Source organism: Aciduliprofundum boonei T469 (assembly GCF_000025665.1).
Taxonomy (GTDB): Archaea; Thermoplasmatota; Thermoplasmata; order Thermoplasmatales; family Aciduliprofundaceae; genus Aciduliprofundum; species Aciduliprofundum boonei.
Genome location: NC_013926.1, coordinates 98,724 through 111,383 on the forward strand (window position 1 = coordinate 98,724; position 12,660 = coordinate 111,383).

General features: G+C 38.3%; 17 protein-coding genes. 11 read left to right on the forward strand and 6 right to left on the reverse strand.

Going from position 1 to position 12,660, the window contains the following annotated elements; all coding sequences use genetic code 11:
- Window positions 1-55 precede the first annotated feature (55 nt).
- The 3 genes from ABOO_RS00530 to ABOO_RS00540 are packed head-to-tail and all read left to right on the forward strand — an operon-like array spanning window position 56 to window position 2,573.
- Entirely contained in the window at window positions 56-799 is a 744-nt protein-coding gene (locus ABOO_RS00530; protein WP_008085098.1) for a glycerophosphodiester phosphodiesterase family protein, read from the forward strand.
- Between the two features lie 26 nt (window positions 800-825).
- Window positions 826-1,644, forward strand: coding sequence for a bifunctional 5,10-methylenetetrahydrofolate dehydrogenase/5,10-methenyltetrahydrofolate cyclohydrolase (locus ABOO_RS00535; RefSeq protein ID WP_008085046.1), 819 nt, complete (start codon window positions 826-828; stop codon window positions 1,642-1,644).
- Window positions 1,641-2,573 (forward strand): DNA methyltransferase, encoded by a 933-nt coding sequence (locus ABOO_RS00540; protein ID WP_008085072.1) that lies wholly within the window; start codon window positions 1,641-1,643, stop codon window positions 2,571-2,573. Before ABOO_RS00535 ends, ABOO_RS00540 begins: the two co-directional genes overlap by 4 nt.
- Here the strand turns inward: ABOO_RS00540 and ABOO_RS00545 are convergent.
- From ABOO_RS00545 to ABOO_RS00555, 3 genes are read right to left on the reverse strand one after another with little or no spacing between them, the layout of a single operon-like run.
- A complete protein-coding gene (locus tag ABOO_RS00545) occupies window positions 2,542-2,772 on the reverse strand; it encodes a hypothetical protein (protein WP_012997040.1) in 231 nt (76 codons plus the stop codon). The two genes, ABOO_RS00540 and ABOO_RS00545, sit on opposite strands and share 32 nt — an antisense overlap.
- Window positions 2,773-2,782: 10 nt before the next feature.
- Window positions 2,783-3,166 carry a hypothetical protein gene (locus ABOO_RS00550; RefSeq protein WP_008085041.1) on the reverse strand — a complete coding sequence of 128 codons (384 nt, stop codon included), beginning with the start codon at window positions 3,164-3,166 and terminating at the stop codon, window positions 2,783-2,785.
- Window positions 3,167-3,181: 15 nt separating this feature from the next.
- Window positions 3,182-3,616 carry a winged helix-turn-helix domain-containing protein gene (locus ABOO_RS00555; RefSeq protein WP_008085145.1) on the reverse strand — a complete coding sequence of 145 codons (435 nt, stop codon included), beginning with the start codon at window positions 3,614-3,616 and terminating at the stop codon, window positions 3,182-3,184.
- A 102-nt stretch (window positions 3,617-3,718) separates the two neighbouring features.
- On the opposite strand from ABOO_RS00555, the gene ABOO_RS00560 reads away from it, so the two are divergent.
- From ABOO_RS00560 to ABOO_RS00590, 7 genes are read left to right on the forward strand one after another with little or no spacing between them, the layout of a single operon-like run.
- Complete coding sequence (locus tag ABOO_RS00560) at window positions 3,719-4,960, forward strand: serpin family protein (protein WP_008085054.1); 1,242 nt, start codon at window positions 3,719-3,721, stop codon at window positions 4,958-4,960.
- Between the two features lie 35 nt (window positions 4,961-4,995).
- Complete coding sequence (locus ABOO_RS00565; protein WP_008084958.1) at window positions 4,996-5,523, forward strand: zinc ribbon domain-containing protein; 528 nt, start codon at window positions 4,996-4,998, stop codon at window positions 5,521-5,523.
- A complete protein-coding gene (locus ABOO_RS00570) occupies window positions 5,516-6,304 on the forward strand; it encodes an NOP5/NOP56 family protein (protein ID WP_012997041.1) in 789 nt (262 codons plus the stop codon). Before ABOO_RS00565 ends, ABOO_RS00570 begins: the two co-directional genes overlap by 8 nt.
- Window positions 6,301-6,675: a molybdenum cofactor biosynthesis protein MoaE gene (locus ABOO_RS00575; protein ID WP_008085152.1), complete on the forward strand. Its 375-nt coding sequence runs from the start codon at window positions 6,301-6,303 to the stop codon at window positions 6,673-6,675. The genes ABOO_RS00570 and ABOO_RS00575 overlap by 4 nt, the downstream gene beginning before the upstream one ends.
- Before the next feature lie 48 nt (window positions 6,676-6,723).
- Window positions 6,724-7,110, forward strand: coding sequence for an OsmC family protein (locus ABOO_RS00580; RefSeq protein WP_008085088.1), 387 nt, complete (start codon window positions 6,724-6,726; stop codon window positions 7,108-7,110).
- 2 nt (window positions 7,111-7,112) lie between these two features.
- On the forward strand, window positions 7,113-7,763 hold the full coding sequence (locus ABOO_RS00585; protein WP_008085035.1) for a HesA/MoeB/ThiF family protein: 651 nt from the start codon (window positions 7,113-7,115) through the stop codon (window positions 7,761-7,763).
- A complete protein-coding gene (locus ABOO_RS00590; RefSeq protein WP_012997042.1) occupies window positions 7,760-7,993 on the forward strand; it encodes a MoaD/ThiS family protein in 234 nt (77 codons plus the stop codon). The genes ABOO_RS00585 and ABOO_RS00590 overlap by 4 nt, the downstream gene beginning before the upstream one ends.
- On the opposite strand, the gene ABOO_RS00595 is transcribed toward ABOO_RS00590, so the two are convergent.
- The 3 genes from ABOO_RS00595 to thiE form a co-directional block, all read right to left on the reverse strand.
- Window positions 7,994-9,076: a M24 family metallopeptidase gene (locus tag ABOO_RS00595; RefSeq protein WP_008085121.1), complete on the reverse strand. Its 1,083-nt coding sequence runs from the start codon at window positions 9,074-9,076 to the stop codon at window positions 7,994-7,996.
- Window positions 9,073-10,389: a DUF438 domain-containing protein gene (locus ABOO_RS00600; protein ID WP_008085140.1), complete on the reverse strand. Its 1,317-nt coding sequence runs from the start codon at window positions 10,387-10,389 to the stop codon at window positions 9,073-9,075. The genes ABOO_RS00595 and ABOO_RS00600 overlap by 4 nt, the downstream gene beginning before the upstream one ends.
- A 77-nt stretch (window positions 10,390-10,466) precedes the next feature.
- Window positions 10,467-11,084, reverse strand: coding sequence for a thiamine phosphate synthase (gene thiE / locus ABOO_RS00605; RefSeq protein ID WP_008085110.1), 618 nt, complete (start codon window positions 11,082-11,084; stop codon window positions 10,467-10,469).
- Between the two features lie 80 nt (window positions 11,085-11,164).
- Between thiE and ABOO_RS00610 the strand changes: the two genes are divergently transcribed.
- Window positions 11,165-12,628: an aminotransferase class I/II-fold pyridoxal phosphate-dependent enzyme gene (locus ABOO_RS00610; RefSeq protein ID WP_008085148.1), complete on the forward strand. Its 1,464-nt coding sequence runs from the start codon at window positions 11,165-11,167 to the stop codon at window positions 12,626-12,628.
- Window positions 12,629-12,660 lie beyond the last annotated feature (32 nt).

Genomic DNA, 12,660 nt, shown 5'->3' on the forward strand with positions numbered 1-12,660 from the left:
AAACTTTCTCACCAAAATTTTAATCTTTAATTGCAATAAAGAACTCGGTGAAAGAATGAGCAAATGGGATAAAAAATGGATAATCTTAGGGCACAGGGGATTCAGGAGCAATTTTCCTGAAAATACCTTGAAATCATTTGGAGAGGCCATAAAAGCTGGAGCTGATGGTATAGAGCTTGATGTTTGGCTAAGTTCAGATGGTTATGCAATAATAAGTCATGACGAGGATTTAGAGAGGGTCTCTGGAGTTCATATGAAAATAAAAGATTCTAAATTAGAAGATATAAAAAGCGTGGATATAGGCGAGGGAGAAAGGGTGCCCACATTAGATGAGGTGTTTTCCACATTACCGAAAAATGCCCTAATCAACATTGAAATAAAAGATGTTGATGCTGTGGAAAAAAGTATTGATATAGTTAGGAAATGGAGAGCTGAAGATAGGGTTATGTTCTCATCTTTCAATATCGATGCATTGAGAGAAATTAGAAAAAAAGACGAAGATACGATTATTGGACTGCTAATAGAGAAAAAAGAGACCCTACCAATGATTCCTCAAATAAACAAGGAATTGAAATTATTCTCAGTGAATCTGCCAATTGACGCCATTGAAATATTCTCTTTTGAAAAGTTCAAAAATACTATTTTGTGGGTAAAGGGAATGGGCCTAAAAATCGTGCTCTGGGCTGACAAGGATGAAATTTATTATCTGAACGGAAATATAGATAAATTAAAGGATCTTGTAGATATCGTGATAACGGATAATGTAGTTAAGATGAGAGAGCATCTATCAAAAGATTAAAATCTTTTGAAAAATTAAAGTTCAGTATGATAATAGAGTGCAAAACCCTTGCAAAAGAGATTAGGGAGAATGCAAAAAAAGAGGCAAAAGGTAAAAAATTATGGCTTCACAATATAGTTGTGGGCGAGGATGAGGCTTCTTTGGTTTATGCTCGTTCAAATTTAAAGTTGCTTAGAAAATTAGGTTTTGATGGAAAAATTCATCATTTAGAGGAGGCAAGTGAGAAAGAGTTGCTGGATTTGATTCAAGCATTAAATGAGGATAATTCTATGCATGGTATAATGGTCAATTTTCCACTGCCAGATAACATAGACCCTATGAAAGTCCGTAGCACTATTTCGCCAATAAAAGATGTGGATGGAATAAATCCCATAAACTATGGAAAGCTGCTATTAGGTGAAGAAATATTAACTCCTAACACACCTCGTGCCGTGATAAGAATCCTTGAAAGAGAGACAGAGCTCAGAGGTAAGGATGTTTTGATTATAAACCGCACCCCCGTGGTAGGGAAACCATTATCATTATTGCTCTTAAACAGGGATGCCACTCCCACAATAGCACATTCAAAAACAAGGAATTTGAAGGAGAAGGCACTGGAGGCTGATGTAATCGTTGTGGCTGTGGGTAAGCCGAAATTCTTGAAGGAAGACATGGTTCACGAGGGAGCAATTGTAATCGATGTGGGAATAAATGTGGTTAATGGCAAAATTGTGGGTGATGCAGATTTTGAGAGTATAGAGAAGAAGGCAAAAATCACTCCTGTTCCTGGGGGCGTGGGTACAGTCACAAACGCCTGCTTGATTGAAAATCTAGTAAAGGCAGCAAAGTTGCAGGGAGTCATATGAAATTAATCGCAGAGATGTGGGGAGAAAAAATAGATTTTGCAATAGGGGAGATAAACGGGATATGCGAGGGTGAAGAACTAAACTGCAAAATTATAAATGTGGATTATCCGGTGGTGATCTTAGAAGCTGAGGATTATATTCCAATAAAGAGAGCAGGATTGTTGAGAAGATTATCGAAATTTATCTACTCAGGAAGTAATATTCCAGAGTTGGGAATCGAATTAGAGGATTACGCTATAAGAGTAAGAAAAAATGGAAATTGGAAGGAAAGAGAGATAATAAAATCACTTGCAAGAGGCATAGAAGGAAATGTTAATCTTGAAAATCCAAGAAACATTGTAAGGGTTTATGCTGGAAAAAATTTGCATGTAGGCTTAGAGCTTTATGATTTTGCAGAGCAATCTTTCGAATCTCGCAGAGCAAAAAATCTTCCAATATCCTACCCTATAACGATGCATCCACGGCTTGCACGGGCGATGATAAACCTAGCAAGAGTGAAGAAAGGGGCACGGATATTAGACCCATTTTGTGGTACAGGGAGCATACTGATCGAAGGGGCACTTATAGGTATGAAAATGTATGGGAGCGATATAGACGAGAGAATGCTAAAGGCGTCCCAGACGAATCTCAAAAGATTTGGATTAGAGGCCATATTGGAGAAAAAGGATGTTGGTGAGATTGAAGGTTACTATGGTGCAATTGTCACAGATCCCCCTTATGGCCGCTCATCTTCGTCCATGGGTGAGGGAATCTATAAGCTATACGATAGGGCGTTTAAAAAATTCTCGGAGGTTACATCAAAGGTTGTAATAGCATTGCCAGATGAGAAATCAATCAAAATCGGAGAGAGATATTTCGAGCTTAGAGAATTTTATCCGTACAGGGTGCATAAATCCCTCACAAGATACTTCTTATATTTCCATATTTGACGAGCTCTCGGAACTTTAAGATCTTAATTTGAGCGGTGAGAACTTTAGCTGATTTTCTTGGAACACCTTCTTTTCTCAGGGTTTTGTAGAATATACGCTTGTATTTCTTTGCCTTATGAAGGTAGCCCACATAACTAAAAATAATGGTAATTATTAGGAGGGGTATGTATGCTGTTAGATACAACACCAGTCGTCCCATTATGAAAACCTCAACTCTCTTTTTCTTTCTTTAACTCTTCGTTTACCTCTTTCATTACCTGCTCTGCAATCTCCTCTGGATTCACATTCTCATTCTTCCATTTCCCCCAATTTCCCTCAGAGAGTATCTTCTTTAAAATGCCAACAACATCTCTGCTTTCCATGAATTTCTGAGTCAAAGTGAATGCTTGCTCATTGCTCATACCCGCATCCACCAAGGATTTGTAAAAATTTGCCACCTGTTTGCCAAACTCCTCTGCACTCTGTCCCGAGTAAAGGGCCTCTACAATTTCTCTTATCATTGCAGGTATGAAATCCCTAAGAGTGCTCATCACTTCTTTAAACTCTTCTATATCCTTTTCGTCATCATCCACTTCTTTTCTTTCTTCACTCATATTTATCACCTCCAATTATTCTTTATGGACATCTCCCTTTATATTTATTCCGAGCACTTTTAACCACTTCTTGACTGCATACTCAGATATGGAATATATCCTTTCATTCTTCCTCTCATCGCATTCTACAATTCCTGCCTCTACCAGATTATTCAATTTCTCTCTCACTATACGCCTAGATGCTTTCCCCCGGGATTTCTTCAATTCATCTGTTATCTGTGAGGTATTTAAACTTCCGTAGGAGAAGAGAATCTCGATTATCTCCCGAGAAATTGAATCTTTAATCTCTGGAAAAATTATGGTCGGGCTTATCTTTCCGTATTCCACATATATGTTTATCAATCTCAGATAAGAAGCGAGAATGTGCCTTATGTAAACTAAATAATCATTTTCCAAATATTTTTCAAGCAGATCTTCAACTTTCCTTATCCTCTTCTCCAAATCATCCACAAGTATTTAATGCTGGTCCGTGTATTTATAGGTTTTGAGCAAAATATTTCAGATCTAAACTCCACGCGAAAGTAATAAATAAGAGCTATAAGATGGATAAATATGAAAACTCGTAAAGTATCTTCCATAATAACCTTAATTCTAACAGCTCTGCTATTAGGCACATATATCTTTCAAAATGCACCTACAACTCAAAATTCAAATAAGAACCTCAGACCTCAATGGAACAATGGTGGAGTTAATACTGAAAATCTTCAAGCTTTAGGATATGCAAACAACAGATTTGCGCTTTCTCTATTCAATGAAATATGGGGGCAGGAGAATAACACTTTCTTCTCTCCATTAAGCATATGGATAGTCCTAGCTATGCTGTATGAGGGGGCAGAAGGTGAGAGTGCTGCTCAATTGGAGAAGGTGCTTTATCTACCGAAGAATAAAACGATTCTGCAGGAGAACATAAAGTATCTCCTTGATGAATTGAATAATGGAGGGAATTATACACTAAAAATAGCAAATGCCCTTTGGCCCCAGATAAATTCATCTGTAAAACAAGAGTATGCAGAGGTTCTAGAAAATTACTACTATGCGTATCTTCAGTATCTTAACTATGCCAAAGACCCCGAAAAAGCAATAGAGACGATAAACTCTTGGGTTGAAAATCAAACAAATAGGAAGATAAAAAATTTGCTGCATAAAGGAGATGTTAATCCACAAACAATTCTTGTGCTAACAAATGCTATTTATTTTTATGGATTATGGAATTATCCATTTAACGCTTCCAAAACTAATAATGGGTATTTCCTCACCCCTCATGGAAGGGTAAAGGTAAAGATGATGCACGGTGAATTTACATTGAAATATACGGAAGATAAGAATGCACAAGTGGTGGAGCTTCCATACAAGGGCAAAAATATCTCAATGCTGGTTATCCTTCCTAAAACACAAGATTTTGAAATAAATCTTACCAAGATTCAAAAATGGATAGAGAATCTCAGGGATGCAAGGGTGAATATATCATTTCCAAGATTTGATATGAAGGAGAAATTGAACCTGAAAAATTCCTTGGAAAGATTGGGAATAAAAGATATATTCAATCCAGCCAAGGCGAATTTAAGTGGCATATCCCAATCAATAAGCGTGAGCAATATTGTACATCAAAGCTATGTTAAAGTTGATGAAAATGGAACCGAGGCGGCAGCAGCCACGGGCGTATCCGTTGTAGCAACTGCTTTGCCTCTCTTACCCCATGTCGTCTTCAATGCGGATCATCCATTCTTATTTCTCATAATGGACAAGATAACGGGAAGCATACTCTTTATGGGCTGGGTTGCCTATCCTTCATAGAAAAATGTTAAATCCCATCATTCCATAGGGCGATTATGAAGTATTGCCCAAACTGCGGTGCCAAGCTCAGCGACAATTCTAATTTTTGCCCATTTTGTGGTGCAAAACTTGAAGATTTCATAGTCTATGAAAAGCCCAAAATTGAAATTACCCCCGACTTAATATGCAGGCACTGCGGAAAGGGTAAGCTTATGCTTGTGGATGCAGATAGCGATATCCCATTGTATATGTGTCCACACTGCGGCTGGTATTACGGGGATTTTCTGGGTATTGGAAGAGCAATTTATTACGATTCAATCCATTTAAAAATCGGAAGGATAATAAAAGCGGAGATAAGAATGCGGGGTCATTTAAGGGTAAATATAAAGAGCACTTCAGATTGGGAAGAAGAAGGTCTCACAGAATTGAGCAAATACCTACACGATGATTTGAAAGAATACAGTATATCGGATATAAGAGACGCCCTTGTTTATCTCCTTGAAGAAAATGTCATTAAAAGTTATACGGAAAAAATTGATGATGAATTTATATGGTTCGGGGTGAGATTTGTTGATAGTGATTAAATGGTATGGAGCATTCAAAATTGAAGAAAATACGAAGGAAAAATATATATTTCCCGATGAGCAAAGGGCTGATATTATTGTGAAGATAAGAGAAGGGGATTACAGTGTTCTTCCCTTCGATGATGAAAACATAGTTTTTGAAGGAGAGCTCAAAGATAGGAGTACATTAATATCCACAGCAATAGAGGTTGCCAAGAGGGAGATGAAAGAAAAGCTCGGAGATGATTACATACTCATTGAAAATTTAAACACCTATGATGACCTTATCTCAACGATAAACTTGCTGAATGAAAGGTTATTGGAATGGGATAGAATTGCAGAAATCAAGGGAAAGGATATGAGGAGCGGAGAGATGTTAAAAAAAGAAATTGAAACCCTGGAAAAATTGAAGGAGGATATAGCAGATGAGATTGATGATTTGAGCAATGTTTTATGTCCAAATCTAGCATTCCTTGTAGGGCCAATAATAGCAGCAAGACTTATAGCAAGTGCTGGTGGGTTGAGAAGATTGGCAAATTTACCTGCAAGCACAATACAAGTACTGGGTGCTGAAGAGGCTTTCTTCCGCCATTTGAAATCAGGAGCAAAATGCCCAAAGCATGGCATAATCTTTAGAGTACCGTGGGTTAGAAACTCTCCTAAAAAATTGAGGGGTAAGATTGCTAGAGCCCTTGCGGCAAAGATTGCTATCGCTGCAAAAATTGATTATTACAAAGGAGATTTTATAGGGGATAAATTAAAAGAGGAAATGGAAAAAAGAGTGGAGGAGATAAGAAAATGATAATCATAGATAGAAAAAGTGAGAGAGATTTGTTCTCTCTTATTCAGCAGAATGGCTCTGGCTCCATTGTATCATATTTTGGATATGTAAGAGAAGAAGTTGATGGCAAGATAGTTTCAAATATGCTCTGCAAAAAGAGAGAAGATAGCGTGAAGATAATGGAAAAAATTGAAAATGAGATAAGAGAGGAATTCCCAGTTATAGATGTGATTTTATACCACTCCCTTGGAGATTTAAAGGTAGGCGAGCTAGTTGCCGCGGTAATCGTTTCTTCAGTGCATAGGGCAGAGGGATTTGAGGCGTGCAGATACGGTATTGATAAAATAAAAGAGCTAGAACCTGTGGAAAGGAAAGATATTTTCAAAGAATAGAGGCAATTATTTTAATATCCCTTCTAATTATCCATTGGAGGTTGTTGTATGAGAGTTAGAGTTCATGACGATCTGCTAATCACGGCAGAAGATGAAAGCACCGCATTACTTTTATCTGGAAATGGAAAAGCTATGAGTCCAATGAAAGCTCTACTTGCAAGCTTAGGCGGGTGTACCGGCATTGATGTATTGATGATTTTAAAGAAGATGAGAGAGGATGTAAAGGAGGTAAATGTATACATTGACTACGAAAGGGCAAAAGAATATCCTAAAATTTACACTAAGATAAATCTAAAATATGTGGTAATAGGGAATGTAAAGAAAGAAAGCGTGGAGAGGGCAATAAAATTATCCGAGGAAAAATACTGTTCCGTAAGTGCGATGCTATCTAAAACAACAGAGATAAATAGAAGCTATGAGATAGTAGAAGGATAGTTATGCTCCGGTATTCAAGACAGGAGGGTTTGGTCGACCAAGATAAACTAAAAAATGCAAGTGTTTTAATTGCAGGTGTGGGTGGATTAGGTGGATTCTCATCCATATACCTAGCAGTAGCAGGAGTTGGGAATATAGTAATCGTAGACAAGGATGTTGTGGAAGAAAGCAATTTAAACAGGCAAATTTTATACAGGGAGGGGGACATAGGAAAAAAGAAGGTTATGGTTGCGAGAAAAAGATTGAAAGAGTTAAATCCAGATGTAAAAATAATAGCCATAGATAAGAGTATAGATGAAAAATTTGAAGTTGTTCAAAAAATTGATATTGTTGTAGATGGATTAGATAATTATGAATCTCGTATTGCCTTAGAAAAATTCGCACTTCAAAAACACATCCCCTATGTATTTGGTGCAGTTGAGGGATATATGGGAATGGTAACATTTATTGATGATTCTACAAAAAAATTGGAAGATTTCATACAACATTTTAAGTTAAAAACTCCTCAGGTCCTGGCTTCTACATCTGCATTTACCGCCTCAATTCAATCTATGGAAGTGCTAAAATATTTGAGTAAAAAAGGTGACTTACTTCGCAATCGCTTATTGATATACGATGCCCTTAGCACAAATTTCTTGGAGGTGAAATTATGAGGGTTCATATAAGATACTTTGGAAGATTTGCCGCCGATATTGGTAAGTTCTCAGAGGAAATAGAATTTGATGATAAGGCAACTGTCAAGGATCTCGTTGAATTTCTAAAGAGAAAGTATCCATTCTTAAAAGATGAGGTTATTGAGGTATCTATCAATGGAAAGTATGCCAAGAATGATGATCCTCTCGCTCCTGAAATCTCTGTATTTCCAATAATAAGTGGGGGCTAACTAGGTGACCTTCTCCATCTCATCTTCTACAATGAAAGTATCTTCGTGCTTTATTGCACCTTCTGGAAGCATTAATGGAGGGTGCACTATGGCTAAAACCATATCCCGCATGATTTTCCAAAATCTATGAGCAACTACAATAGTGGTTATAGGTGGCTCTTCTATGAGCAATCCCACACTATGCGTGTAGCCTTTTATGTAATATTCTTCAAATCTTTCATGCCTGTATAATTCTGCAATTTTCTTTTCAATCTCTATAAATTTTTTATCGGGCTTTGTTTCTCGTATCGCCAATTCGTATGCCCTTTCTTTGACTTGCATCGCCCTTCTAACTTCTTTATTCACCTCACCCACTACAAATGTCCTAGCCATATTCGCGTAATAGTTATTGTAATCAGCACCTATAACCACAGTGACAATAGAATCTTTTTTTACATAAGCATCCCTAAATGGCTCAGCATGAACCCTCGGAGTCGTGGAAACATAAACCTTAGGGTCCTCGCTACCCTCTTTTGTTAGTAGATGACCCACCTCGGAGGCTATTTCCAACTCACTCATTCCAGGACTTATTACCTCTCCTGCAAGCTTCATTCCCTTATTTGCAATTCTACCTGCTTTTCTTATATTTTCCTTTTCCCACTCATCTTTTACCATCCTAAGTTGGAAAGTATAATCTAAAATATCCACAACTTCAACCTGTGGGTTCAATCTCTTGAAAACTTTATAGAACAGAAGGTAGGCATCTCTCTCTACTGAGAACTCCAATCCAACCCTCTTATACCCGTTACTTTTGATCCAAGAAACGACCATAGCCATTAAAGATTCTGCATCTTGATACTCAACCACATCATCAATCCAAGATCTTCTCTTAAACTCTTCCGCTTCTCCTTCAACCACAAGCACCGTGGGCTCTCCCTCTGAAGGAATAAGTAAAGAGGGCCTTAGCCATCTTGTACCTGTGAAATAAGTAAAAGTGGAAAGTGCCCTGATTACAGCCCCATCTACATTGTTCTCCCGCAAAATTGATTGAAATTTCTGAACTCTCTTTTCAAAGATTTCACGAGGGGCTCTCAAGCTTATCACTTCCAATCCAACAACCTTTTCTCACCTTCTATCTTTTTTATATCCATTATATCCTGCGTGAATTCCAGCGCTCCCAAATACTTTCCATTTTTACGGACTGCAAGGTACTGTATTAATATTTTCCTGCCCTGCATATCAATCCAGAAATCAGCTTTATCCCTCTCTCCTTTTTTGAATGCCTGCAATATTTTGTTTACTATATGCACGCTCTTTGGTGGATGACATAGCTGCACAGGCCTGCCCAGAACCGTGTTTGTACGAGTAAATATTCTTTCACCTCCTGAGAAGAACCTTACCCTATCTTCCGAATCAATGAATGTCACATCCACAGGCATTATTGCTAGAATAGCAGATATTTCATCTGGAAGAAGATATCCGTTCTCTAACTCTATATCTCCCTCTCTTCTAAGTTCTCTGAGATCTGGATGTAATTTTATATCACCCATGTTCTTCTTCATCTCTTCTATGAGATGCTGAGGCAGAGATAGCAACTGCTCAGCCGTGATTTCATCTCTCACCTCATAGGGCATTATGGGCTTTGCCTCACTTTTCCACTCATTCCCCGGCTTGATCTTGTAATATCCAATCTCGTCATCTTGCATTCTTATGGCTTTGAATTCTCCTTCACTCAAAAGCACTTGTAGAGTCGGATATAGTATGTTATTCTCCCTAAACACCATATCTATGAGACGAGAGGCAAGGTCTTGACCAACATTGGATATTTCTTCATAATTCTCGCTATGTATAAGGTTCAGAAGTTTGTTCATCTCTGCTCTAATCTCATCGTGCTTTCTCCATAGCACGGCGGGCACGGCATTTAAGCCCCTTCTCTCAAGATATGGAAAATCTATCATTTCCTCGCGATTGTAATGCGTATAGCCAATGACCTTTAATCCACGAACTATTCCTTCAAGAGTTTTTAAAGTGCTTTGAAGAGCATTACCCTTCAATTTCAAAAGTGAGGATGCATAAAGATTCAAAATCTCGGCATCCTTTATTATCTCAACATTCTCCTCATAAAGTGTGCGAAGAGGATGTCCGGGTGGGAATTTCGCAATCTCTTTCTCTGCTCCACTTACACTCTCCCTGAAGATCTCAACATGTATATCGCACATTCTTGCAATTTCTCTTGCAGATACCCCCTCTGCAACGAGTTCTTGCTCAATTAAAGGTATCTCAAGTGGAGATATGGAGCGAAGTACATTTTTAAATTCTTCCTTCACCTTCTCCTCATCCTCTCCTGAATGCAATTTTTTGAGCATTTCTTTCAATTTTTCCTTCTTCATCTCCCTATTATCAAGTAATTCTGACATTTTATCACCACGCCCCGTTAGGATTACCCATTTTTAAATTTTTCTGGACAAAATTGTCCATATATTTAGTGAAAAACTCAACGCCCTTCGATTTCTCTCAACATTCTGCGAGTTGCTTCCTTCGGGTTCTCAGCGACGAGAATGGAAGATATAACTGCAATGCCATCAACTCCTGTGGAAAGCACATTTCTAACATTTTCAATATTGATTCCCCCTATAGCCACCACGGGAATTCTCACGCTTTCCACTATCCTTCTCAAATTCTCCAATCCAATTACAACAGCATTTTCCTTGCTTCTCGTGGGATAAACGCTTCCGGCCCCTATATAGTCAGCTCCATCCTCCTGCGCCTTAATTGCCTCCTCCACACTATGTACCGTTGCTCCTATAAGCAGTTGAGGTGCAATTATCCTCGCCATCTTTAAAGGCATGTCCTCAGGCCCAAGGTGCACTCCATGCGCTTCTATTGCAAGAGCCACATCAACTCTATCATCCACAAAGAGAAGAGCACCATAATCTTCCACGATTTTTCTTATCCTGATTCCCTTTTCAACCATCTGCCTCGTGGTGGAATTTTTCATCCTGAGCTGTATGGCCTTGGCTCCTCCCTCCAGCACAAGTTTCACACTTTCAATCTCATCCCTCAACCTTCCATCCGTAATCACATACAATTTTAATTTCTCCCTCAAATTCACACACTAACATCGCAAGGGCTTATTTTTTAGTTTCGGATTTTTGTGGAAAAATTTTAAACAACCAAACTATACTCTTCCATATGGATAATGAATCTCAATACGACACCCCCATAGCTGATGCATTGAATAATCTTGGAGGATACATAAAATGGTGCACTCCTTCAGTTCTACCGCATCAAAAGAAGATTTCAAATATTTACAAATCAGATATCTCTGTCTCTGCAGGATTTCTCGGAAGTTATGTTGACAATACTGGAATTTTCAAAGAAGCACACGATAGGGCTGCAAGAGTATATGGCGCGGATAGAACCCTATTTAGCGTGAACGGTACTACAGGTAGCAATTTCATAGTATTGAGAATGCTCACCTTGGAATACGAATCCCCCCAGATTTTAGTCACAAGAAATATTCATCATTCCATACTCCACGCTGCAGAATGGCTTGGGATAAAATTCAGATTCATAAAATCCTCCTATGACCCTCAGTTTGAAAGCTTGATTCCACCAAAGCCGGAGGATGTTCTTGACACCCTCAACAATTACCCAGAGAGCAATGCCGTAATCATCTCTTCTCCCACATACTCGGGACTTGCTGCAAAACTAAGAGATATTGTAAAGGTCGTGAAGAATTTTGATAAGGAGATAAAAGTAATCGTTGACGAGGCCTGGGGCTCTCACTTCCATTTCAGCGATGAATTACCTAAGAGTGCAATGCAGGCTGGAGCTGATATAGCTATGCAGAGCACACACAAACAAGGTGGCTCTTTACAGCAAACTGGAATGATTCACTGGAAGGAAAAATATGTGAATAGCGAACTGATGTACGAGGCTTTTCGAGAATACGCCACTACAAGTCCCTCATATCATCTTCTCGCTTCTTTAGATTCTGTAAGGGCAATCATGCAGAAAAATGGAAGGGAGCTCGTGGAATCTCTAATAAAGAAAGCAGAGTACTTTAAAGATTTACTGGGTAAGAAATTAATTCCCCCTTTAAAAATTATGGATGACTCTCTTGAGTTTGACCTCGTGAAAGATTATATATCCGGCTATGATAAAACAAAAACTGCAATTGCACTAACAAAATTCAAAGAAACTGGATTTGAACTGGGAAATTTGCTCTCAAAAAGCAAAATAATAGTCGAGAAATGTAGTTTAAACACAATTCTTATGCTAACAACATACTCTTTGTCATATAGCGAGATAGAAAAAACAGTTAGGGCTTTATCTAGCATAATCAAAAACTTCCATAAAACCACCAAGAAAAATCTGATACCCAATCCGTTTCAGCATCTGGAAACAAAACCGGTTATCGAGCCACATACGGCAAGAAGAGTAGCCCAAACAATAGGAAGGATAGTGCCTCTCAAAGACGCAATAGGCAAAATCGCTGCAGAGCATATAGAAATTTATCCTCCAGGAGTGCCTGTAATACTTGAAGGATTTAGAATCACAGAAAACAATGTTAAATATCTCCTCAATGTTAAAGAGATGGGTGGTCATATAAGCGCCAGAGACCCCTCCCTAAAAACAATATATGTTCTGTGAACATTAATACACAAAAATATCCAGAAATATTT

What these genes read in the sequence shown, in the direction of transcription:
- ABOO_RS00530 (WP_008085098.1), top strand. Translation starts at nt 56, where the DNA reads ATGAGCAAATGGGATAAAAAATGGATAATCTTAGGGCACAGGGGATTC.
- ABOO_RS00535 (WP_008085046.1), top strand. Translation starts at nt 826, where the DNA reads ATGATAATAGAGTGCAAAACCCTTGCAAAAGAGATTAGGGAGAATGCA.
- ABOO_RS00540 (WP_008085072.1), top strand. Translation starts at nt 1,641, where the DNA reads ATGAAATTAATCGCAGAGATGTGGGGAGAAAAAATAGATTTTGCAATA.
- ABOO_RS00545 (WP_012997040.1), bottom strand. Translation starts at nt 2,772, where the DNA reads ATGGGACGACTGGTGTTGTATCTAACAGCATACATACCCCTCCTAATA.
- ABOO_RS00550 (WP_008085041.1), bottom strand. Translation starts at nt 3,166, where the DNA reads ATGAGTGAAGAAAGAAAAGAAGTGGATGATGACGAAAAGGATATAGAA.
- ABOO_RS00560 (WP_008085054.1), top strand. Translation starts at nt 3,719, where the DNA reads ATGAAAACTCGTAAAGTATCTTCCATAATAACCTTAATTCTAACAGCT.
- ABOO_RS00565 (WP_008084958.1), top strand. Translation starts at nt 4,996, where the DNA reads ATGAAGTATTGCCCAAACTGCGGTGCCAAGCTCAGCGACAATTCTAAT.
- ABOO_RS00575 (WP_008085152.1), top strand. Translation starts at nt 6,301, where the DNA reads ATGATAATCATAGATAGAAAAAGTGAGAGAGATTTGTTCTCTCTTATT.
- ABOO_RS00580 (WP_008085088.1), top strand. Translation starts at nt 6,724, where the DNA reads ATGAGAGTTAGAGTTCATGACGATCTGCTAATCACGGCAGAAGATGAA.
- ABOO_RS00585 (WP_008085035.1), top strand. Translation starts at nt 7,113, where the DNA reads ATGCTCCGGTATTCAAGACAGGAGGGTTTGGTCGACCAAGATAAACTA.
- ABOO_RS00590 (WP_012997042.1), top strand. Translation starts at nt 7,760, where the DNA reads ATGAGGGTTCATATAAGATACTTTGGAAGATTTGCCGCCGATATTGGT.
- ABOO_RS00600 (WP_008085140.1), bottom strand. Translation starts at nt 10,389, where the DNA reads ATGTCAGAATTACTTGATAATAGGGAGATGAAGAAGGAAAAATTGAAA.
- ABOO_RS00610 (WP_008085148.1), top strand. Translation starts at nt 11,165, where the DNA reads ATGGATAATGAATCTCAATACGACACCCCCATAGCTGATGCATTGAAT.